The organism is Pannonibacter phragmitetus (genome assembly GCF_050510895.1).
Taxonomy (GTDB): Bacteria; Pseudomonadota; Alphaproteobacteria; order Rhizobiales; family Stappiaceae; genus Pannonibacter; species Pannonibacter phragmitetus_B.
Window position 1 is genome coordinate 3,363,253 of the sequence record NZ_JBNINT010000001.1, and the last position, 21,884, is coordinate 3,385,136.

The 21,884-nt window shown below is 63.6% G+C and carries 13 protein-coding genes and 6 pseudogenes; 13 read left to right on the top strand and 6 right to left on the bottom strand.

Translation table 11 applies throughout. The annotated features are described in order from the left end of the window. Positions 1-128: 128 nt before the first annotated feature. The 5 genes and pseudogenes from hrpB to ACQB61_RS16095 form a co-directional block, all read right to left on the bottom strand. Positions 129-2,612: pseudogene (gene hrpB, locus ACQB61_RS16075) on the bottom strand (ATP-dependent helicase HrpB). Between the two features lie 146 nt (positions 2,613-2,758). Beyond that, the gene (glk, locus tag ACQB61_RS16080) at positions 2,759-3,787 is read right to left on the bottom strand and encodes a glucokinase (protein WP_430513437.1); all 1,029 of its coding nucleotides are present in this window, start codon (positions 3,785-3,787) and stop codon (positions 2,759-2,761) included. Then, positions 3,784-4,227 (bottom strand): methylglyoxal synthase, encoded by a 444-nt coding sequence (locus ACQB61_RS16085; RefSeq protein WP_430513438.1) that lies wholly within the window; start codon positions 4,225-4,227, stop codon positions 3,784-3,786. Before ACQB61_RS16085 ends, glk begins: the two co-directional genes overlap by 4 nt. Positions 4,228-4,356: 129 nt before the next feature. Next, complete coding sequence (locus tag ACQB61_RS16090; RefSeq protein WP_430513439.1) at positions 4,357-5,229, bottom strand: DUF1194 domain-containing protein; 873 nt, start codon at positions 5,227-5,229, stop codon at positions 4,357-4,359. A gap of 149 nt (positions 5,230-5,378) precedes the next feature. Then, positions 5,379-6,134: a DUF1194 domain-containing protein gene (locus tag ACQB61_RS16095; protein ID WP_430513440.1), complete on the bottom strand. Its 756-nt coding sequence runs from the start codon at positions 6,132-6,134 to the stop codon at positions 5,379-5,381. 612 nt (positions 6,135-6,746) lie between these two features. Between ACQB61_RS16095 and ACQB61_RS16100 the strand changes: the two genes are divergently transcribed. The 11 genes and pseudogenes from ACQB61_RS16100 (at position 6,747) to ACQB61_RS16150 (ending at position 18,378) form a co-directional block, all read left to right on the top strand. Then, complete coding sequence (locus tag ACQB61_RS16100) at positions 6,747-7,742, top strand: sugar-binding transcriptional regulator (RefSeq protein ID WP_430513441.1); 996 nt, start codon at positions 6,747-6,749, stop codon at positions 7,740-7,742. Positions 7,743-7,802: 60 nt separating this feature from the next. Continuing rightward, positions 7,803-8,783 carry a BMP family lipoprotein gene (locus ACQB61_RS16105; protein WP_430514395.1) on the top strand — a complete coding sequence of 327 codons (981 nt, stop codon included), beginning with the start codon at positions 7,803-7,805 and terminating at the stop codon, positions 8,781-8,783. A 135-nt stretch (positions 8,784-8,918) separates the two neighbouring features. Beyond that, positions 8,919-10,471 (top strand): annotated as a pseudogene (locus tag ACQB61_RS16110) (ABC transporter ATP-binding protein). After that, positions 10,468-11,580: an ABC transporter permease gene (locus ACQB61_RS16115; RefSeq protein ID WP_430513442.1), complete on the top strand. Its 1,113-nt coding sequence runs from the start codon at positions 10,468-10,470 to the stop codon at positions 11,578-11,580. Before ACQB61_RS16110 ends, ACQB61_RS16115 begins: the two are co-directional and overlap by 4 nt. A 14-nt stretch (positions 11,581-11,594) precedes the next feature. Then, positions 11,595-12,562, top strand: a pseudogene (locus ACQB61_RS16120) (ABC transporter permease). Continuing rightward, the gene (cdd, locus tag ACQB61_RS16125) at positions 12,559-12,948 is read left to right on the top strand and encodes a cytidine deaminase (protein WP_430513443.1); all 390 of its coding nucleotides are present in this window, start codon (positions 12,559-12,561) and stop codon (positions 12,946-12,948) included. Before ACQB61_RS16120 ends, cdd begins: the two are co-directional and overlap by 4 nt. Before the next feature lie 46 nt (positions 12,949-12,994). Then, positions 12,995-13,807 (top strand): purine-nucleoside phosphorylase, encoded by an 813-nt coding sequence (locus ACQB61_RS16130; RefSeq protein ID WP_430513444.1) that lies wholly within the window; start codon positions 12,995-12,997, stop codon positions 13,805-13,807. After that, positions 13,800-14,585: a deoxyribose-phosphate aldolase gene (gene deoC, locus ACQB61_RS16135; RefSeq protein ID WP_430513445.1), complete on the top strand. Its 786-nt coding sequence runs from the start codon at positions 13,800-13,802 to the stop codon at positions 14,583-14,585. The genes ACQB61_RS16130 and deoC overlap by 8 nt, the downstream gene beginning before the upstream one ends. Before the next feature lies 1 nt (position 14,586). Then, positions 14,587-15,904, top strand: a pseudogene (deoA, locus tag ACQB61_RS16140) (thymidine phosphorylase). A 117-nt stretch (positions 15,905-16,021) separates the two neighbouring features. Continuing rightward, the gene (locus ACQB61_RS16145) at positions 16,022-17,248 is read left to right on the top strand and encodes a phosphopentomutase (RefSeq protein ID WP_430513446.1); all 1,227 of its coding nucleotides are present in this window, start codon (positions 16,022-16,024) and stop codon (positions 17,246-17,248) included. A 136-nt stretch (positions 17,249-17,384) separates the two neighbouring features. After that, a pseudogene (locus ACQB61_RS16150) lies at positions 17,385-18,378 on the top strand (adenosine deaminase). Between the two features lie 51 nt (positions 18,379-18,429). Here ACQB61_RS16150 and ACQB61_RS16155 read toward each other — a convergent pair. Beyond that, positions 18,430-19,605, bottom strand: coding sequence for an MFS transporter (locus tag ACQB61_RS16155; protein WP_430513447.1), 1,176 nt, complete (start codon positions 19,603-19,605; stop codon positions 18,430-18,432). 340 nt (positions 19,606-19,945) lie between these two features. On the opposite strand from ACQB61_RS16155, the pseudogene ACQB61_RS16160 reads away from it, so the two are divergent. Then, positions 19,946-21,267: pseudogene (locus ACQB61_RS16160) on the top strand (DUF1688 family protein). Then, complete coding sequence (gene upp / locus ACQB61_RS16165; RefSeq protein ID WP_430513448.1) at positions 21,249-21,878, top strand: uracil phosphoribosyltransferase; 630 nt, start codon at positions 21,249-21,251, stop codon at positions 21,876-21,878. The pseudogene ACQB61_RS16160 and the gene upp overlap by 19 nt, the downstream one beginning before the upstream one ends. Positions 21,879-21,884: the final 6 nt, after the last annotated feature.

Genomic DNA, 21,884 nt, shown 5'->3' on the forward strand with positions numbered 1-21,884 from the left:
TGGAACTGAAGTTGACGCAGATCTACCACGAAGACTGCCGATAAGCGACCGCGAAGCTCTTATTCCAAGGCTTTGAGATGCTGACGCATCACGCCTTGAACTTGCTCAGGCGCCGCACGGGCTTGAATTTACGTTCCACGTGGTTTGGCGCGTCTTGTCGCCTCTGCGGATGCCGGGTCATCCGGCCAGGGATGGCGCGGATAGCGGCCCTTCATTTCCGCCTTCACATCTGCCCAGGACCCTGCCCAGAAGCCCGGCAGATCCCGCGTGATCTGAATGGGCCGGTGAGCGGGTGACAGCAGCTCCAGCGTCAGCGGAATGCGGCCATCGGCAACGGAGGGATGCCGGGCGAGACCGAACAGCTCCTGCACGCGGATTGATATGGAGGGGCCGCTCTCCGCCCCATAATCAATCGGCACATGCGAGCCGGTGGGCGCTGTGAAATGCGATGGCGCCAGCCGGTCAATCTCCGCTGCGCCGCCATACCCCAGCAGTCCGGCCAGCGCGTTGCCAAGGCAGGCGGCATCCACGTCCGAAACACGGGTAGATCCGGCCATATAGGGCAGCAGCCAGTCTTCCAGCGTCTCCTGAAGGGCAGCGTCGGAAAGGTCCGGCAGATGCTCAGCACCCGCAGCACGCACGAACCCGGCGCGGGCACGCAGGCGCAGCTGATCATTGCTCCAGGGCAGACGGGCAACCCCGCGCCGGGCAATTTCCCCAGAAGCGCCTTTGCCACCATCGCCGCATCCGGGCTGGTGATCTGCCGGGAGGCAAGTTCCAGCGCGCCCAGCCGCACGACACGGCGCGCCCGCACGAGGCCGGAAGGCTCCAGCCGCACGTCATCAGCCTCCGCGATATCGGCGGCAAAGATCGTCTCGATGGCTTCAAGCCCAAGCGGCGCTGCCAGCATGATGCGGCCTGACTGGGCCTTGCCCTGAATATCGGCAATGGCAAGGAAGGGCTCAGCGGCCAGCGCATGCTCTTCCGGCAGCTCCGCCCCCGCCCATTGGCAAGGCGGAAGCGCCCGCGCTGGCCGCGTCTTTGTGCCACCCGCTCGGGAAAGGCCAGTGCCAGCACTTCGCCGGCCAGTTCCGGCGCACCGCCACCGCTGTCCTGCTCCGTCTTCGCGCTGCCTTCGGCTGCCATCTTCTGCCAGCGGGCCGCAAGGGCGCGGGCATCGCGGCTGCGCGGATCATTGTCACGGCGCAGGCGTCTCACCCGCTCGCGCAGGTCTACATCCATGCCGCCAAGGCCGGGTTCGGACAGGATGGCCGCGACCTCTCCCGCCAGCCGTCCAAGGCCCAGCGCCTCAGCTTCCACGATCATATGCGCCAGACGCGGCTCGATGGGCAGACGGGCAAGGCGCTGGCCATGCGGCGTCAGGCGGCCTTCGGCATCAAGGGCGTGAAGCTGCGTCAGCAGGCTGCGCGCTTCTGCCCAGGCACCGGAGGGAGGGGCATCGGGAAAGGACAGCGTGGCCGGGTCCGCCGTGCCCCAGGCTGCCAGATCCAGTACCAGCGAGGAAAGATCAGCTTCCAGAATCTGCGGCCGTTCAGCCGGCATCAGCGCGTGTGTCTGTGCCTCGTCCCAGAGCCGGTAGCACACTCCCGGCTCCGTACGGCCCGCACGGCCCCGGCGCTGGTCTGCCGTTGCACGTGACACCCGCACGGTTTCCAGCCGCGTCAGCCCTGTCTGCGGCTCATACCGCGGCACGCGGGAGAGGCCACTGTCGATCACCGTGCGCACACCTTCGATGGTAAGCGATGTCTGGGCGATGGAGGTGGCCAGCACCACCTTGCGCTCGCCGTCTTTTGCCGGACGGATGGCAGCATCCTGTGCCTTGCCATCGAGCGCGCCATAGAGCGGGGCAATGCGCACATTGGCAGGCACCTGCCCCTCAAGCGCCTCGGCCACCCGGCGGATTTCCCCTGGCCGGGCAGGAACACCAGCAGCGAGCCATGCTCCTCGGCCAGCGCCTTGCGCACCGCCCGCACCACCTGCGGCTCGATCCGCTCTTCCGCCTTGCGGCCGAGATAGCGGGTTTCAACCGGGAAGCTGCGGCCCTTGCTCTCGATGACTGGCGCACCGCCGAGCAGCCTTGCGACACTGGCGGCATCCAGCGTTGCCGACATGGGCACCAGCCTCAGGTCGTCACGCAGCGCCCCCTGCACATCGAGCGCCAGTGCAAGGCCGAGGTCGCCTTCGAGCGAGCGTTCATGGAACTCGTCAAACAGCACACAGGCAACGCCGGCAAGCTCCGGGTCATCCAGGATCATCCGGGTGAATACGCCCTCGGTGATGACCTCGATGCGGGTGCGGGCGCTGACACGGCTTTCCATGCGCACCCGGTAGCCGACAGTGCCGCCCACCTCCTCGCCAAGGCTTGCAGCCATGCGCCGGGCGGCAGCACGGGCAGCAAGGCGCCGAGGTTCCAGAAGGAGAATACGGCCATCATCGCGCCAGGGTGCCTCCAGCAGCGCCAGCGGCACACGGGTCGTCTTGCCTGCACCGGGCTCTGCCACCAGCACAGCATTGCTGCCCGCCTCAAGCGCTGCCAGCAGTTCCGGCAGCGCCGCATCAATAGGCAGAGGCGGTGACCGCCAGTCAGACATCAGATGCTCTCTCCTTTTGCCGCAGCGCCCCTCTCCCCCTTGGGTGGGAGAGGAACTGGTGCCTGACTGGCGGTCAGATGTAAACACGGCAGCACCAGGAGGGAGGGGCGGAGAGGTCCCGCATAAAGATCACACCGCCCAAACCATCAACCTTGTGCGGACCAATGGCGGCCCTTGGTGCCGACGGCAAAGCGGTCCGGGTTGCGGGCGTAGGCAGCAAGTCCGTCTACCGCCGGATTGGGGTGATGGATCAGGAATACCGGGATGGAGGCCATCAGCTTCGCATGGGGAGCCTTGGCTTCGAAAGCCGCACGGAAGCCGCCCTTGCGCAGGAAGGGCGCGATATGGGACGACACGCCGCCCGCGATATAGACACCGCCCCGCGCCAGAACCGAAAGGGCGAAGTCCCCCGCCACACGGCCAAGGCAGCGGGCGAAGACCTCCAGCGTTTCCACCGCCACCGGATCCCCGGCGCTGGCAGCCTGCGTGATTTCCGCCGCAGAGTTGAAGCGCGGCTCCGCCTTGCGGGCACTGGCAACGGCTCCGGCAAGGCGTGGCAGGCCAGTGCCGCTCAGCACCTCTTCGGCGCCGATGCGCCCGCCGTTGCGCGGAATATGCGGCCAGATCTCATAGTCTTCCGGCGTCACTGGGCCCAGTTCCACGTGCCCGCCCTCACCGGGCACAGGCACCCAGGTGTCCGCAGCATAGATCATCGCCGCAGCGCCCAGACCTGTGCCGGGACCCACCACGAACTTGGAAGCGCCGGACAGCGGTTCACCGCCGCCGATCTGCTCGACATCTTCCCCGCAAAGGCCGGGCAACGCCAGCGCCTGCGCCTCGAAATCGTTGAGGATCACCACGTCCTTAAGGCCAAGGCCGGCGATCATTTGCAGCGGCTCCACCACCCACTTGGCATTGGTCAGCGGGATACGGTCACCGGTGACGGGACCTGCCACGGCAATGACCGCCGAGCGTGGCGCAGGCACGTCCTGCCCCTCAAGGCAGGCGCGGATGGCGGCGTTGATATCCGGATGAGCGGCCGTTGGCTGGGACGGCAGCTTGACGGCGGGCGTTGCTTCATCCAGCACAAGGGCAAAGCGTGCGTTGGTGCCGCCCACGTCGCCCACCAGAACGGGGAAGGCGAACGGGCGTTCGCGGGTAACAGTCAGGCTCATGTGCGCGGACCGGCCACTTCTGGAGTATCGGAGGAGGTGCGAAGGCCCGTAAGACGGGCAGAACGCAGCAGGATTTCGGCGGTCGAAAGGTTGAGTGCCATCGGGATGTCGTAGACCAGCGCAAGACGCAGCAAGGCCTTCACGTCCACATCATGCGGCATGGGAGAAAGTGGGTCGGCAAAGAAGATCAACCCATGAAGGCGGCCTTCGGCAATCATGGCGCCGATCTGCTGGTCACCGCCCAGCGGGCCGCTTTTCAGGGGCGTCAGGTCAAGGCTGGGGCAAGCCGCCTTGATGCGACCGCCCGTGGTGCCTGTGCCGACAAGCCGGAAGGCTGCAAGCTTTTCCTCATTGCGCTGCGCGAAGGCAACCATGGCGTCTTTCTTGGCGTCATGGGCCACCAGGGCCAGCACCGGACGTTCAGCCTCCATCCGCATCATCTCCCGCAAGCTCACTCTGGCGCAAAAGCACCATCAAAATCACGGCAACAGCTTTAGCGCCTTGTGCGGGAAACGCAAAGCGTGAGCTGAGCCGCGATCACAGGAAGATGCCGCAAGGAACAAAGCTGATTATGGCTCCTCGTATAGGTAGCGCCGCTGCTGCCAGCGCCGCTCACCTTCCAGGCAGAAGGGATCGATGCCATCGGCTGCCCGGATCAGCCGGGGTCCGTCCGGTGCTTCGGGCAGGGGCTGGACCGGCATGGCGATTTCAAGCACCAGCTTGCGGCGCACCGCTTCGGCAAAACGCTCCGCACCCCGGACTGGCACGATGAAGGAGCCGGGGCCACCGATGACGCAGGTCTCGTAGTAGCGATCGAGATCTTCCATGTCGAACCAACCCGGCCGCACGTCCTTCAGCTGCAGTGGCAGACCGTTGATGATGATGCCCTGCGCCACAACCTGGTCGCGTGCAACGGGTGCATAGGTGCCCTGATTGTTCGGCCCATCGCCGGATATGTCGATGACCTTACGCGCGGCACTGTAGGGCAGTGTTTCGAATTGCTGCGCGGAAAACAGCAACGCATCGCCGATGGCGGTGCGGTAGGCGCGGCTTATGGGTGCTTCGCCCAGCGCATCGGCGAATTGCTGCGCGCTGGCCTCATCCGAGATCACATGCCAGTCAACGAGGACAGAGCGGGACAAGGTGCCCGCCCATTCCACATAGATCACCGCAATACTGCCAGTCAGACCGCTGCGGACAGCCTCCAGCACCTCCGGCGAGGTGATTGCCCGCATATAGCCCTGCCGCTGGAGACGCTGTTCGTCAAAGTCCATCGAGTAGGAAATGTCGACGGCCAGAACGAGGGCGACATCCACTTCCTGGGTCAGTTCCTGCTGGGCGCGTGCCCTGTCCGTCACTGGCGCGAAAGCCAGGAGCACCAGTGCCATACGCAGCCATCCGGCGCATGAGCCCAACCGGCGCAGAATGTTGAAGAGCGTCATGCCGGACCTCCCCTTGCTCCGCCAGCGCCAATACGCCACCGGACAAAGGAAAGTCTGTCAGCCTTGCCTGCAAAAACCCAATCGCAACTTCGTGAACGTCGGCAAGCCTCCGCCTCACGGGGCGCAACTTCGTGAGCGGCGGCAAGCTCCTAGTCAAACAGATTACAGCTGACCAGCTTGCGGCCTGCGGCCGGGATGATCAGAGGCTGGTCTTCGATCAGCCCTGCAATCTCAAGCACCAGCTTCATGCGGATGGCATCGGCGAAGCCCTCCTTGGAGCGGACCGGAATGGCAAAGGCACCCGGCCCGCCGATGACACAGTCCTCGTAATAGTGATCGAGATGGAGCATCGCCTGCCAGGCGGAGGTTTCCGACTTCATCATCAGCGGCAGGCCGTTGATGGTAACGCCCGCTGAGATCACCTTGTCGCGCATTCTGGTGACGGTGCCGCCCTGATTGTTTGGCCCATCGCCGGATATGTCGATGACCCGGCGCAGCCCTTCGTATTGATTGGAGGCAATCAGATCGGCGGATTTTTCAAGTGCTGCGAAAATCGAGGTTCGCTGCACCTGCCGGAGCGGCGCCTCGGCGATGCGGGCGGCAAAGGCGGCCGCCGTTGCCTCGTCCTGGATGATCGACCATTCCGCGACGGTGAAATGCTCGCCCACTCCGCCCCATTCAAAATAGGTGACGGCGATGCGGCCTGTCGGCCCTTCACGGATGGCGGCGAGCACTTCCTTCGAGGTCAACGCCGAGACGTAGCCCGCCCGCTGAACCTCCTGCTCATCCCTGTCCATCGACTGGGAAATGTCAACGGCGAGGACCAGCTCCACATCCACCTCGGCATCTGCCGAATAGGCCATGTGAAACTTGCCGGAACGCTGCGGCTCCGCGAAAGATGTCATTGAAGTAAATGCCAAGATGGCAATACTGCCTATCGCAGCACCGCAAGCCGCCAATCTGGTTCTGCACAGTGTGAGACGCATGGTTTTCTCCATGTTCTGGCCGAAGCCGGTTTCCCACACCTCCCTATTTACTTTTATTCTTGCGGCTGAACAGACGGTTAATCCGAAAATATCGACAAATTGCCGGTATTTTCAGGGCCGGAAACACTTGCCGTGTAGAATAGTTCCAAGCAAGCACTATGCCAGAGATGAGACGGCAAATTGTGCCAGCAAATCAAAAGGCGCACAGAATGCGCCCGCGTGATTTGCTCGGCAAATTTTGCCCAGCAACAGGCAGATTTTGCCGGACCAGCACACTTACAGGGCAATTCCTGCCTAACCTCCACGCAAACTGCATCACACGGCAGCACGCTTGCGGCCATCAACACGCCAAACGGAAAAGCGCAAGTTTCAGCCGGAAAACACGCCAAACACGCTTGACGGCGGGCTAGCTGGCAGGCATCTTTCCTGAAAGAATTCACAGCGGCTGAAGAAAATTTCAGCCATGCAGAACTCAGCAGCCAGGCGAAAGACCTGGACACAGCAGGCGGGGCAATTCGTGCAGGACGAGGATTGGACGACCTATCTCTCGATCCGCGCCGCGTGGCTTTCCTTCGTGGGGGCAATACGCAGGGCGAGATTGCAGCGCGCCTTGGCGTTTCTCCGGCCAAGGTACACCGTCTCATTGCCCATGCCCAGAAAGAAGGCCTTGTCCGTTTTCAGATCGAGGGCCGCCCGATCGAGTGCCTGGAGCTGGAAGACGAGCTGACGCGGCACTTTGCCCTGACCAGCTGCATCATCGCACCAGACCTTGGTGGCGGCGATCAGACGACAGCAATCCGTGCCGTCGCTTCCGTTGCAGGCCCCTTTCTCTCCACGCTGCTGGCCGGGCCTGAAATCCGCCAGCTTGGCGTCGGCATGGGCCGGACGCTGAAGGCATCGGTCGCGGCCATGCCGCGCATCTCCCGGCCTGACCTTGCCATCATCTCCATTTCCGGCTCGCTGATGCGCAAGCTGTCGGCCAACCCGTTTGACATCGTGCAGCCGCTGATCGAGCGCACGGGCGGGGAAGGCTACTATCTGCCGGTGCCCTATTTTGCCGAAAGCCTTGAGGAGCGCGACATGTTCCTCGGCCAGCGCAGCGTGCAGGATCTTCTGGCGCGTGCGCGGCGTTCGGACGCCTTTGTCGTCGGCATCGGTTCCATTGACGATGACGGCCATCTGGTTCAGCGCGGCATCATCCAGAAGGACGATCAGGACGGCCTGATGCGCAGCAGCGCGGTCAGCGACCTGATGGGCCGTTTTGTCACCATCGAAGGTACCCAGGTGCCTGTAAGTCTTGGCGAGTGCGCCGTCGGTCTTCACTACGAGGAAGTCCGGGGCTCTCGTGTCATTGCGCTGGTGGGTGGAGAGAGCAAGGCGGAAGCCACGCTTGCTGCGCTGCGCACCGGTGTCATCACCGACCTGGTTGCAGATGAGACCCTGGCAAGGGCTCTGAAGCAACGGCTCGGATCGAGCGGACCTGTGGCGGCAGCAGCGCTGCCCGGCAGTGTCCAAGAGGGGAAGTAAGCGGGGCCAGCCATGGTGGCTGGACCAGTGCCGGAGGATAAGAACGTGAAGAAGTTCCTGATGACGGGCGCCGCCATTGCAGGCGTCATGATGGCCAGCACCGCCTTTGCGGCGGATTTCCAGCCGGCGGTCGTCTATGATCTCGGCGGCAAGTTCGACAAGTCGTTCAACGAGTCTGCCTATACCGGTGCCGAGAAGTTCAAGAAGGACACGGGCGTCGAGTACCGTGACTTCGAAATCCAGAATGACAGCCAGCGCGAGCAGGCCCTGCGCAACTTCGCCAAGCGCGGCATGAGCCCGATCATCGCCATCGGCTTCTCCCACGCCAACGCAGTGGAGAAGGTCGCCAAGGAATTCCCGGACATTCAGTTCGCCATCGTCGACATGGTTGTCGACCTTCCGAACGTCCGCTCGATCGTCTTCAAGGAGCATGAAGGCTCCTACCTCGTCGGCCTGCTGGCTGCCAAGGCCTCCCAGACCGGCAAGGTCGGCTTCGTCGGCGGCATGGACATCGACCTCATTCACAAGTTCGCTTGCGGCTACAAGCAGGGCGTGATGGCCACCAACCCGAAGGCTGAAGTCTTCCAGAACATGACCGGCACGACCGGCGCTGCCTGGAACGATCCGGTGAAGGGCGGCGAGCTCGCCAAGTCCCAGTTCGACCGTGGTGCGGACGTTGTCTATCACGCTGCCGGCGCCACCGGCATCGGCGTGCTGCAGGCGGCCGCTGACGCGGGCAAGCTCGGCATCGGCGTGGACAGCAACCAGAACGCCCTGCATCCGGGCAAGGTCCTGACCTCCATGCTCAAGCGCGTGGACGTGGCCGTGGACAAGGCCTTCACCGATGCCAAGAACGGCCAGTGGACCAGCGGCATCGAAGTGCTGGGCCTTGCCGAAGGCGGCGTGGACTATGCTCTCGACCAGTATAACGAGAAGCTGATCACCGCCGACATGAAGGCCGCTGCTGACCAGGCCAAGGCCGACATCATTTCGGGCAAGATCACTGTCCACGACTACATGTCGGACAAGACCTGCCCGTAATCACCTGAGGGACTGCGGCCCTTGCCCCTGAGCCGGAAGGCCGGTGCAAGGGCCCTTCCTTGATGACGCCGTGCCATGTGCCCGGCCCCTTCACCGACTGACGCCGGCCCTGTGGCCAGACGCGCGGGAGCGTTCATGACCGCCGCCATCGAGCTTCGCAAGATCAACAAGTCCTTCGGGCCCGTGCATGCCAACAAGAACATCGATCTTGTCGTGGGCAAGGGATCGATCCACGGCATCATCGGCGAGAACGGGGCCGGAAAATCGACCCTGATGTCGATCCTCTACGGCTTCTACAATGCCGACAGCGGCGACATTCTGGTGGATGGCAAGACCGTGACCATCCGCGACTCCCGCCACGCCATCGGCCTTGGCATCGGCATGGTGCATCAGCACTTCATGCTGGTGGACACCTTTTCCGTGCTGGAGAACGTCATGCTGGGCGCCGAAGGCGGCAGCCTGCTGGCGGGCGGCGCAGGCAAGGTGCGGGCGGAACTCACCCGGCTGGAACGCGAATATGATCTAAAGATCGATCCGGATGCCGTCGTCGGCGATCTGCCTGTTGGCCTGCAACAACGCGTGGAGATCCTGAAGGCGCTGTGCCGTGGCGCCGAGGTGCTCATCCTCGATGAACCCACAGGCGTGCTGACCCCGGCGGAGGCCGACCATCTTTTGAAATTCTGAAAGTCCTGAAGGCGCAGGGCAAGACGGTCCTGCTCATCACCCACAAGCTGCGCGAGATCATGGCCATCACCGACACGGTGTCCGTGATGCGCCGCGGCGAAATGGTGGCAACCCGCAAGACGGCAGACACCTCCATGGAGGAACTGGCCGAACTGATGGTGGGCCGCAGCGTGCTGCTGAAGGTCAACAAGCAGGCCGCCAAGCCTGGCGAGCGGGTGCTGGCCATCGAAAACCTCACCGTCACCGACAGCCGGGGCGTGGATGTGGTGAAGGATGTTTCCTTCGAAATCCGCGCCGGTGAAATCGTCGGCATTGCCGGTGTCTCGGGCAACGGCCAGTCGGAGCTGCTGGAGACGCTGGCCGGGATCCGCCGCGCCCGCAAGGGCCGCATGTGGCTGAATGGCGAGACAATCGACCTTGCCGCCAACCCTAAAAACCCGGCAGAAATGCGGGCCATGAACATGGGGCATGTGCCGGAAGACCGGCACCGCATGGGGCTTGTCACGTCCTTTGCCGAATACGAGAACGCCATTCTGGGCTATCACAACGACCCGGCCTATTCGAAGGGGCCGCTTCTCGACATCCGCGCCATCCGCAAGGCCGCCGAAGCCGAGATTGCGAAATACGACATCCGTCCGCCCAATCCGATGCTGAAGACCGCTAATTTCTCCGGCGGCAACCAGCAGAAGGTGGTGCTGGCACGCGAGATCGAGCGTGACCCCACCGTTCTGCTGGTCGGGCAGCCGACGCGCGGCGTCGATATCGGCGCCATCGAGTTCATTCACAAACGGCTGATCGAGCTGCGCGATGCAGGCAAGGGCCTGCTGCTCGTCTCCGTGGAGCTGGATGAAATCCGCTCCCTTTCCGACCGCATCCTGGTCATGTTCGACGGCCGCATCGTTGGCGAACGCGGACCGGAGGCAACCGAAAACGAATGCGGCCTGCTGATGGCCGGTGTCACGGATGACGTGCCCGCCCGCGCCGCCCAAGGAGGCAGAGCATGAGTGCCGGTTCCCTGCCCCGCTGGATCGACTATGGCCTGATCCCGCTTGTCAATCTCACGGCGGCTTTCCTCGTCTCCGGCCTTGTGGTGCTGCTGATCGGCGAGAACCCGCTGGATGCAGTTCAGATCCTGCTGTGGGGATCACTCGGCTACGGTGAAGGCATTGGCTTCACCCTGTTCTATGCCACCAATTTCATCTTCACCGGCCTTGCGGTGGCTGTTGCCTTCCATGCAGGCCTCTTCAACATTGGCGGTGAAGGCCAGGCCTATCTGGGCGGCCTCGGCGCTGCCCTTGCCTGCCTTGCGCTGGACCAGTATGCGCCGTGGTGGATCACTGTACCGGTCGCCGTACTCGCGGCAGCCTTCTTTGGCGCAGCCTGGGCCGCAATTCCTGCCTGGCTGCAGGCCAAGCGCGGCAGCCATATTGTCATCACCACGATCATGTTCAACTTCATCGGCACGGCGCTGATGGGCTATCTGCTGGTGAAGGTGATCAACAAGTCCGGTTCCATGCAGCCGGAGACCCGCACCTTCGAGGAAGGCGGACAACTTCCGCTGCTGGGAGATTTCTTCGGCACCAGCTTTTTCGGCTCCTCGCAGGTCAACCTCGCCCTATTTCTGGCGCTGGCAGCCCTTGTGCTCATCTGGCTTCTGATCTGGCGCACGCGGCTTGGCTACGAAATCCGCACTTTCGGCGCCAATCCCACCGCTGCCGTCTATGCGGGCATTTCGCCGGTGCGCATCACCATCATCACCATGTTGATTTCCGGCGGTCTGGCCGGGCTGATGGCCATCAACGAGATCGTGGGATCCCAGCACCGGCTGCTGATCGAGTTCGTCTCCGGCTATGGCTTCGTCGGCATTGCCGTGGCTCTGATGGGCCGGGCGCATCCGGTGGGCATCGTGCTGGCCGCCATCCTGTTCGGCATGCTCTATCAGGGCGGGGCAGAACTTGCCTTCGAAATGCCGGCCATCACCCGTGACATGATCGTGGTCATTCAGGGCCTCGTTGTGCTGTTTGCCGGGGCGCTGGAGTACATGTTCCGCCCGGCGCTGGTGCGTCTGTTCAGCTTCTCCGCCAAGCCGGCCGCCGCCGGCAAGACGGCCTGACGGGAGAACGAGCCATGTTCGAGACCCTGATCCTCATCCTCGACTCCACGGTCCGCCTCGCGGCGCCGCTGCTGCTCGCCTGCCTTGCCGGGCTTTATTCGGAACGTTCGGGCATCGTCGACATCGGACTTGAAGGCAAGATGCTGGGTGCGGCCTTTGGTGCGGCCTCCGTTGCCTTCATCACCGGCAATGCCTGGGCAGGGCTAGGGGCAGGCATTGTTGTCGCGGTCGGCCTTGCGCTGCTGCATGGCTTTGCCTCGATCACCAACCGGGGCAATCAGATCGTCTCCGGCGTTGCCATCAACTTTCTGGCGGCCGGTCTGACGGCTCTTCTGGGGCAGGCCTGGTTCAGTCAGGGCGGGCGCACACCGTCCCTCTCCGCAGGCGGGCGGTTCCTGGACATCGAGCTGCCCTTCGCCAGCGCTCTCAAGGACGTTCCGGTCATCGGCTATATCTATTTCGAGCTGATTTCGGGCCACAACATTCTCGTCTACGCCGCCTTCCTTGCCGTTCCGGCCACATGGTGGGTGCTTTACCGCACACGTTTCGGCCTGCGTCTGCGCGCCGTTGGCGAAAACCCGGCCGCAGTGGATACGGCAGGCATTTCCGTTACCTTCCTGCGTTACCGCGCGGTGATCATGTGCGGCATTTTCTGCGGCCTCGCAGGCAGCTATCTGGCGATTGCCCAGTCCTCCGGCTTCATCAAGGACATGACGGCGGGGCGTGGTTACATCGCACTGGCGGCGCTGATCTTTGCCAAGTGGAAGCCGGTGAACGCACTCTACGCCTGTCTCCTGTTCGGCTTCCTTGATGCCATGGCCATCCGCCTTCAGGGCCAGCAGGTTCCGGGCATTGGCGAGGTTCCGGTGCAGGTATTCCAGGCTCTTCCCTACATTCTAACGGTCATCCTGCTGGCGGGCTTCATCGGCAAGGCCATTCCGCCCAAGGCCAGCGGCATCCCTATCTGAAGGAGCGCACATGAGCGCGGTGGACAAGCTCTTCGAGGCGGCAAAGGCCGCGCGCGAAAACGCCTATGCCCGGTACTCGGACTTCAAGGTCGGCGCCGCGATCCTTGCCGCAGATGGCAAGATCTATCCCGGCTGCAACGTGGAAAACGCCGCCTATCCGCAAGGCGTCTGCGCCGAAGCAGGGGCCATCTCTGCAATGGTTCTGGCCGGTCAGCAGAAGATCGAGGAAGTCATCGTCATTGCGGACGCGGCCCTTTGCACGCCCTGCGGCGGCTGCCGGCAGAAGCTGAAGGAATTTGCAGGCGGCTCCGTCAAGGTCCACATCGCCAATCTCGACGGCATCCGCCGCACCTTCACCATGGATGAATTGCTCCCTGCCGGTTTCCAGCTTCTCGACTGAAGCAAACCTGCAAGGCTGAAACAGAACAACACAAGGGACGAACGCCATGAGCGGCTATGGCAATGACTGCGCGGAAATCGTCCGCGCCGCCCGTCCGGGCAGCTATCGCATCGGCATGATCCTGGGCTCCGGGCTCGGTGAACTGGCGGGCGAAATGGAGAATGCGGTGCGCATTCCCTACAGCAAGCTTCCGGGCTTTCCGGTCTCCACGGTTTCCTCCCATGGCAGCGAGCTGGTGGCGGGCGAGCTGGAAGGCGTGCCGGTGGTGATCCTCTCGGGCCGCGCCCATTACTATGAGAGCGGCAATCCCTCCATCATGCGCACGCCGGTCGAAACGCTGAAGGCGCTCGGCTGCGAGATCCTGCTGGCGACCAACGCCGCCGGGTCCCTGCGCGAGGAGGTGCAGCCGGGCAGCCCGATGCTGATCACCGATCACATCAACTGGTCCGGCCTCAACCCGCTGATCGGCGAGGAAGACGAAAAGCGCTTCCTCGACATGACGGCGGCTTATGACAAGGGCCTGCAGGCCGCCATGCACCGCGCCGCCAAGGCCGATGGCCATGCCCTGGCTGAGGGCGTCTACATGTGGTTCTCCGGCCCGTCCTTCGAGACCCCGGCAGAGATCCGCATGGCGCGCATTCTGGGCGCTGACGCTGTCGGCATGTCCACCGTGCCGGAGATGATCCTTGCCCGGTTCCTCGGCATGCGCGTAGCCGCCATGTCGATCATCACCAATCTGGGCGCAGGCATGCAGGCCCATGGTCTGTCCCACGACGAGACCAAGTCCGTCGCCAAACTCGGCCTTGCGCGCATGAAGAAGCTCGTGCGCGGCTTCGTGAAGGAGATTTCCCATGGCTGATGCAGCCACCAGGGCGGAACTTGCCGCCCGCGCTCTCGCCCTTGTCGACCTGACGAACCTCAATGACGGCTGCACCGCTGCCGACATCGACGCCCTGTGCGCCCGCGCCATGACGGAGCATGGCCACGTGGCCGCTGTCTGCGTCTATCCCGCCTTTGTCGCACAGGCGAAGGCGAAATTGGCCGGTACGCCGGTGAAGGTCGCAACCGTTGTCAACTTCCCCGCAGGCGGCACGGACACCCGCGCCGTGGTGGAAGAGACCGCCAAGGCCATTGCCGATGGCGCGGACGAGATTGACCTGGTGATGCCCTACCGCGCCTTCGTTGAAGGCCGCCGGGGCTTTGCCGAGGAGATGATCATCCGCGTCAAGGCCGCCATTCCGGCGCCGGCGCAGCTGAAGGTCATTCTGGAAACCGGCGAGATCGGTGATCCGCTGCTGATCCATCAGGCCTCGCTCACCGCCATCGCTGCAGGTGCCGATTTCATCAAGACCTCCACCGGCAAGGTGAAGGTCAACGCGACGCTCGAAGCGGCCGAAATCATGCTGACGGTGATCGACGAAGTGCGCACCGAACAGCCGGGCCGTCATGTGGGTTTCAAGCCGGCCGGCGGCGTCCGCACGCTGGACGAGGCCGCTGCCTATCTGGCGCTGGCCGACCGGATTCTGGGGCCCAACTGGGTTTCTTCCGCCACCTTCCGCTTCGGCGCCAGCGGGCTGCTGGATGCACTGCTTGACGTGATCAAGGGCGGCGCAGGCGCCGCGCGCGAAGGATACTGACATGCTGGCACAGGAACTCATCCGCAAGAAGCGGGACGGCGGCCAGCTGACGCGGGAGGAAATCGCCTTCTTCGTCAAGGGCCTTGCCGATGGCAGCGTCAGCGAGGGGCAGGTTTCGGCGCTGGCCATGGCCATCTTCTTCCGCCGCCTGACCATTGACGAGCGCGTCTCCCTGACGCTGGCCATGCGCGACAGCGGCACCGTGCTGGACTGGTCCGATGTGGACGCACCGGTGCTGGACAAGCATTCGACCGGTGGCGTGGGCGACAACGTCTCGCTGATGCTGGCCCCTGCCCTTGCCGCCTGTGGTGCTGCTGTGCCGATGATCTCCGGGCGCGGCCTTGGCCACACCGGCGGCACGCTCGACAAGTTCGACAGCATCCCCGGCTACAAGACCCAGCCGGACAATGCCCTGTTCCGCAAGGTGGTGAAGGAAGTGGGCTGTGCCGTCATCGGCCAGACCAGCGATCTGGCCCCGGCGGACAAGCGCTTCTATGCCATCCGCGATGTGACCGGCACGGTGGAGAGCATCGACCTCATCACCGCCTCGATCCTGTCCAAGAAGCTGGCCGCAGGCCTGCAAGGCCTCGTGCTGGACGTGAAGTGGGGCACAGGCGCCTTCATGCAGAGCTTCGAAGAGGCCAAGGCACTGGCCGAAAGCCTCGTGCGCGTCGCCAATGGTGCTGGCCTCAAGACCACCGCCCTGCTGACGGACATGAACGAATCCCTCGCGTCTGCCGCAGGCAATGCAGTTGAAATGCAGAACGCGGTCGATTTCCTGAAGGGCACCTCCATCGACAGCCGTCTGTGGGATGTGACCGTGGCACAGGGCGGCGAGTTGCTGGCCACCGGCGGCATTGCCGAAAGCGCTCAGGAAGGCTGTGATCTGATGCGCGCCGCCTTTGAAAGCGGACGTGCGGCAGAGAAGTTTGCCGAAATGGTCACCGCCCTCGGCGGTCCGGCGAGACTTCATGGAGAAGAGCGAACTCTACCTCGCCAAGGCACCGGTCATTGCTCCCGTCTATGCGAAGGAGCCGGGCATCGTCACCGGCGTTGATGCCCGTGCCGTCGGCGTTGCCGTGGTGGAGCTGGGCGGAGGCCGCCGTGTCGCCGCTGATGTGATCGACCCCTCCGTCGGCTTCACGGAACTGGCCGGGATCGGTCACCGGGTGGATGCGGATGCTCCGCTCGCCATCGTGCATGCCGCAACCGAAGACGCAGCGCGCCGCGCCGGCGAGGCGCTCAACGCCGCTTACCGCATTGGCGACGCCGCCAGCGTCGAGGACCACCCGATCGTGGCTGCCCGTATCGCGCCATAAGGCGCAATACAGAGTGAAAATGCTATCGCGCCGCAAGGCCGCGCACGACAAGCAGCCGCAAGAGCTGCCGTGAAACAAAATGAGGGGCTTTCGCCTCGGGACAAAAGGAAACAGAGCATGCCTCGCGCCATTCTCGTTGTGCTGGACAGTTTTGGCATCGGCGGTGCGCAGGATGCCGCCCGCTTCGGCGACGAGGGCTCCGACACGCTGGGCCATATCGCGGAACGCTGTGCGGCAGGAGCAGGTGATAAACAGGGCCTTCGCAGCGGGCCCCTGCATCTGCCCAACATGAACCGGCTTGGCCTGGGCGCTGCCGCGACGCTGTCTACCGGCAAGTCCCTGCCCGGCCTTGCGCCGGACCCTGCCCCCACGGGCCTTTGGGGTTATGCTGCGGAAGTCTCCAACGGCAAGGACACGCCGTCCGGGCATTGGGAGATTGCGGGCGTGCCCGTGCAGTTCGACTGGGGTTACTTCCCGGCCACCATCCCGACATTCCCGGCGGAGATGATTGCCGCCATCGTGGCGGAAACAGGCATTCCCGGCATCATCGGCGACAAGCATGCCTCCGGTACGGAAGTGATCGCGGAGCTGGGCGAGGAGCACCTGCGCACCGGCAAGCCGATCTTCTACACCTCGGCGGATTCCGTCGTGCAGATCGCTGCCCATGAAGAGGCCTTCGGCCTCGAAAAGCTCTATGCGCTGTGCGAAGTCACCCGCAAGCATGCGGACCCTTACAATATCGGGCGCGTCATCGCCCGGCCCTTCACCGGCAAGAGTGCGGCAGACTTTGTGCGTACGGCCAACCGGCGCGATTACTCGGTGTTGCCGCCCGAGCCGACCCTTCTGGACCGGCTGACCGCCGCAGGACGCACTGTCATCGGTGTGGGCAAGATCTCCGACATCTTCGCCCACCAGGGTGTCACCAAGGTGTTGAAGGGCGCCGGCAACGGCCAACTTCTCGACAAGACACTGGAAGCCATGGACATGGCGGCAGACGGCGACCTCATCTTTACCAACCTGATCGACTTCGATTCCCTTTATGGCCACCGCCGCGATGTGCCGGGCTATGCGGCAGCGCTGGAAGAATTTGACCGGCGCTTGCCGGAGCTGATGGCAAAGCTCAAGGATGGCGACCTGCTTCTGCTGACTGCCGACCACGGCTGCGACCCCACATGGCGCGGTACGGACCACACGCGCGAGCATGTGCCCGTTCTGGGCTTTGCTCCCGGCATCGCAGGCCGCAGCATCGGCGGACGCGGCACCTATGCGGATATCGGCGAGACCATCGCTGAACATCTGGGCATCGAAGCCGGGCGTCATGGCCGCAGTTTCCTGAGCGCCTGACTTTCCACCGGGAAGCGGCCTGCATACGCCGCTTCTTCTTGACGCGGCCTCGGCTGGCAGGAACAATTTTGTCAGTGAATGAGCCGGATCATGACGTGCGTCCGGCAGGCAGCTTTCAGGGAAGGACGGGCGGCCCATGGCAGTGCAGGAGCAGGTGCTCAAGGCGGAATTGCACTGCCACATCGAGGGGCGGCCCCGCCTGCACTCGTTCAGAAGTTCGCAAAGCGTGAGGAAGTCGACGTTTCCTCGATCATCGACGCCAAGGGCCAGTACCGCTGGAGCGACTTCACCACTTTCCTGTCCGCCTATGACCTTGCCAGTTCCGTCTTCCGCCGCCCCGGCGACTACGCGCAGCTGAGCGAAACCTATTTCCGCATGCTGGCGGCAGAAGGGGCCATCTACGGCGAGATCTTCATCTCTCCCGACCATGCCACATCGGCAGGGCTCTCCTACCGGTCCTACGTGGAAGGACTGGCGGCGGGTCTGGAGCGGGCCAAGGCAGAGACCGGCATCGAAGGCCGGATGATTGCCGTCGGCGTGCGCCATTTCGGTGCGGCCTCGGTGGAGCGGGTGGCGAAGGAGGTTGTCTCCAATCCACATCCGCTGGTGACCGGCTTTGGCCTCGCGGGCGACGAGCGCGAGGGCCATCCGGCCAATTTCGCCCGCGCCTTCCGCATGGCTGGTGAAGCCGGACTGGGGCTGACCGCCCATGCAGGCGAGTTCGGCGGCCCGGAGAGCATCAGCGCCGCGCTCGACTTCCTGCGTGTACGGCGCATCGGCCATGGTGTGCGGGCCATCGAAAGCCCGGCACTGGTGGACCGGCTGGCGGCGGAACGGATCGTGCTGGAGGTCTGCCCCGGTTCAAACGCGGCGCTGGGGCTTTATCCTGTGCTGCGTTTCCACCCGGTCAACCTGTTGCGCCGGGCAGGGGTGCGCATCACGCTGAACTCGGATGATCCCCCTTCTTCCGCACCACGCTGGGGCGCGAGTACAGCCTCACGGCCAAGACCTTCAACTGGACGCAGGAAGACCAGCGCGTCTTCACCCGCACCGCGATCGAAGCCGCCTTCTGCGACAAGGCGACGAAGGAGCGGCTGCTGGCGAAGGTGGACAACCAGAAGCTTGGCTAAGTGGTTGCAGGAATAGGGTGCGGCAACCGGAAACAAACCGCAGGGAAACCCTCAGGCAGCCGCCTCCTGCTTCTGCTGTTCCTCGTCCGAACGCGGATCCATGGCAGCCGTTTCCGGAGTGGACAGGCGGCCCGTCGTGATGACAGGCACGAAGTCCGACTTCTCTGCAACACTTGGGCTTGCACGCTGGGTCATGCGCCACACGGTGAAAAGGACCATCAGCAGATGAGCGCCCGCCGTTACATGGAACAGGGCAGAGGGCGAGGTAGCAGACATAAGTGCGGCCGCCGCGATGGGGCCGATCATGGTGCCGACGCCATAGAGCATCAGCAGCCCGCCACTGGTCTTCAGAAACTCGCCTGGCGCTGCGTGGTCATTGGCGTGAGCGACGATCACCGGATACATGGAATAGATCATGCCGCCAAAGAGCGAGACGAAGATAATCACTGTGGTGCTGCCGGGCGCAGAGAGCAGCGACAGGACAGTCTCCACGACCATGGCCACCAGTCCCATGCCGATCAGCACGAGGCGGCGGTCGATGCGGTCGGAAACCATGCCCACCGGAACCTGAATGAGAGCACCGATCAGCAGCGACAGTGACATCATGATCGCAACATCGCCCACTTCAAGGCCAATGCGCCGTCCATAAACCGCGCCCAACGTGCCGAAGGCGCCGTTGGAAATGCCCGTCAGGATCACAGCGATCACCGCAACCGGCGAGTTCTCCCAGAGCTTGCGCGGATCAAGCCGTGCCTGCGTCAGCGGCGTGGGGGTCGCGGCGGTGGAAAGGGCCGTGGGCAGCAGCGACAGGGAATAAATGATGGAACCGACCACAAAGAAGACAAAGCCGGTGGGATCGCCCAGCGTCAGCAGCATCTGCCCGATCGTCGTCGAGCCCAGGTTGATCATGGTGTAGATGCCGAAGACGCGTCCCCGCGTCTTGTTGTTGGCGCGTTCGTTGAGCCAGCTTTCCACGATCATGGCGGCGCCCGCGAAACAGAATCCCGTCACCGAGCGCAAGGGGATCCACACCTCCGGCATCATGAACAGGAGGTTCAGGAGCATGGAAATCGCGGCAATGGAGGCCAGGACGCCAAAAGTGCGGATATGGCCGACGCGCTTCACGATCATCGGCACAAGCAGACAGCCAGCGATATATCCGGCGGCCCAGCCCGCACCCAGCATGCCGAGTGACGTGTCAGAAAACCCTTCAGCAAGGCCGCGCACGGGAAGCAGCAGGCCATGCAGCCCCCGGCCATCAGCAAGAGGCCGGAACCGAGAAGGAGAGCGGCAATTGAAAGCGCGGTCGACATGGAGAAATCCGGAAAAGCAACAATGATCGTGTTATGGCCCATCAGCGCAACTGGCGTGAGGAGCGTGGCTCATGCTGCCCGAGACAGAGGTCAGACGACAAGACAAGCTTGTCCCGGATCGTGCATGATGCTGGTTTATCAACCGTTCATGATTTCACGGCAGCAACATGGCAGCCCCTCCCCTACAATCTGACATGACCTGAAGGTCCAACGCCTGTATCAGCAGTCCGTTCCATCAAAAGGACGCAAAGCCGATGACAACGCCCGCCGCTCCCGAATTGCCCTCCGAGGCCATCAGCCTGCTTACCGCAGATGCCTTGCGTGAAGGTGCCCGCCGACTGCTGGATCTGGCACGGCAGAATGCGCTTGCCAGTGTCCGTCTGGATGACGAACAGATAGAACCGCTGGCCCAAAGGGTGGCCTCCATCCTGCGTGCTGCGGCGCCGGAAGCAGGCCTTGCCCCGCACACACTGTGGCGGCTGGCGGAGGCAGGCGGAGAAGACCGCTGGGGCATGATCGCCGGTGCACGCGCCTTTCCGGATGTGCGGATGATGGGCCGCGCCGCCTTTGATGCGGCCATCACGGCCGTGCTGATGACACCGCCTGCGAATGCGCAGTGGCGGTTCGACGACCCTTTCACCGGGGAGAGCCTTTCAGGCGCGCAAGGCATGACGGCGGCGACACTTTCCGCTTTTGCCAGCGGTCTTTTTCCGCCGTGCCAGCCGACCCCATCCGCGCCGATGCCCATGCGCTGATCCGGGTGGAAACGGAGGAGCTTGCCCGCGCCCTGCAGGTGGACGAGGGGCATGCAGCAACGCTCGCGGCCCGTCTTCACCGGCTTGGAGAACTTGCAGGCATGCGGCCCGATCTTTTTGCACGCGATGACGAGCCGCGCCCCGGCGGGCTGTTCGATGTGCTTTTCGATGAAGGACAGGAGGACGGCAGCCTCAGCCTTGCGCGGATTTTTGCGCTGGTGATGGAAGGACTGGTGCCGCTGTGGGAGGGCACGGAAAGCCTCAATGGCGTGCCACTGGGTGATACAGTCCGTGTGCCAGCGCTTGCAGGCCGCATGGACGGCGAGCCCCTGCTCCCGTTGCATGAACGCGCAAGGTTTCTGTCAATTTCCCTCGTTGAGCCGCTGGCCTGGGCTGGCATTGAACCGCTGGATCTGGATGCCCTTGGCGGCCCCACCGATACAGAGCATGTGCAGCTGATGCTGGCGGGCGGCGTTGTTTCCTTCACCCTTCAGGACGGCGATGCACGGGCGCAGGCGGCAATCCTGCGCGGCCTCACCGGAGCGCTGACCGCTAAGCTGGCAAACAAGGTTCGGGAGATCCTGGAGTTGGAGGCAGAGGACCTGCCGCTGACCTGCATCGAGGAGGCCGGCACCTTGCCGCTTGCCGATGTGCTTTTGCGGGAAAACCCGGTGGCTGTTGAGGACTTCGGCAAAATTGCCGCCGCCGGGACTGTTTTTGAGCGCTCTTCGGTGCATAGGAAAAGACAGAGACATCAGAAGACACAACGGCGGAAAGCCGCAAGAACAGGAGACAGGCAGACATGTCCGGAGCCATCGTAGTTGATCACCCGCTGGTCCAGCACAAGCTCACGATCATGCGCGACAAGTCCACCTCCACCCAGGGCTTCCGCCGCCTGCTGCGCGAAATCTCGACCCTGCTGTGCTATGAGGTGACGCGTGACCTGCCGCTGACGCAGATCACCATAGAGACCCCGATCTGCGAAATGCAGGCCCCCACGCTGGCTGGCAAGAAGCTTGTCTTTGCCTCGATCCTGCGCGCTGGCAATGGCCTGCTGGAAGGCATGCTGGATCTGGTACCCTCCGCCCGCGTTGCCCATGTCGGCCTCTACCGCGACCCGGAAACCCTGACGCCGGTGGAATACTACTTCAAGGCGCCCGAAGATCTGGGCGAACGCCTTGTCATCGTCGTGGACCCGATGCTGGCGACAGCAAATTCAGCCATTGCCGCGATCGACAAGCTGAAGGGGCGCGGTGCCAACAACATCCGCTTCCTGTGCCTGCTGGCAGCCCCGGAGGGCGTTGCCAAGTTCAATGCCGCGCATCCGGACGTTCCGGTCTACACCGCTTCCATCGACGAAAAGCTGAACGATCACGGCTACATCGTCCCGGGCCTTGGCGATGCGGGCGACCGCATGTACGGAACGAAGTAAGAAAAA

Coding starts and splice junctions, on each gene's coding strand:
- glk (WP_430513437.1), bottom strand. CDS start 3,787: ATGAGCCTGACTGTTACCCGCGAACGCCCGTTCGCCTTCCCCGTTCTG.
- ACQB61_RS16085 (WP_430513438.1), bottom strand. CDS start 4,227: ATGATGCGGATGGAGGCTGAACGTCCGGTGCTGGCCCTGGTGGCCCAT.
- ACQB61_RS16090 (WP_430513439.1), bottom strand. CDS start 5,229: ATGACGCTCTTCAACATTCTGCGCCGGTTGGGCTCATGCGCCGGATGG.
- ACQB61_RS16095 (WP_430513440.1), bottom strand. CDS start 6,134: ATGACATCTTTCGCGGAGCCGCAGCGTTCCGGCAAGTTTCACATGGCC.
- ACQB61_RS16105 (WP_430514395.1), top strand. CDS start 7,803: ATGACGGGCGCCGCCATTGCAGGCGTCATGATGGCCAGCACCGCCTTT.
- ACQB61_RS16115 (WP_430513442.1), top strand. CDS start 10,468: ATGAGTGCCGGTTCCCTGCCCCGCTGGATCGACTATGGCCTGATCCCG.
- cdd (WP_430513443.1), top strand. CDS start 12,559: ATGAGCGCGGTGGACAAGCTCTTCGAGGCGGCAAAGGCCGCGCGCGAA.
- ACQB61_RS16130 (WP_430513444.1), top strand. CDS start 12,995: ATGAGCGGCTATGGCAATGACTGCGCGGAAATCGTCCGCGCCGCCCGT.
- deoC (WP_430513445.1), top strand. CDS start 13,800: ATGGCTGATGCAGCCACCAGGGCGGAACTTGCCGCCCGCGCTCTCGCC.
- ACQB61_RS16145 (WP_430513446.1), top strand. CDS start 16,022: ATGCCTCGCGCCATTCTCGTTGTGCTGGACAGTTTTGGCATCGGCGGT.
- upp (WP_430513448.1), top strand. CDS start 21,249: ATGTCCGGAGCCATCGTAGTTGATCACCCGCTGGTCCAGCACAAGCTC.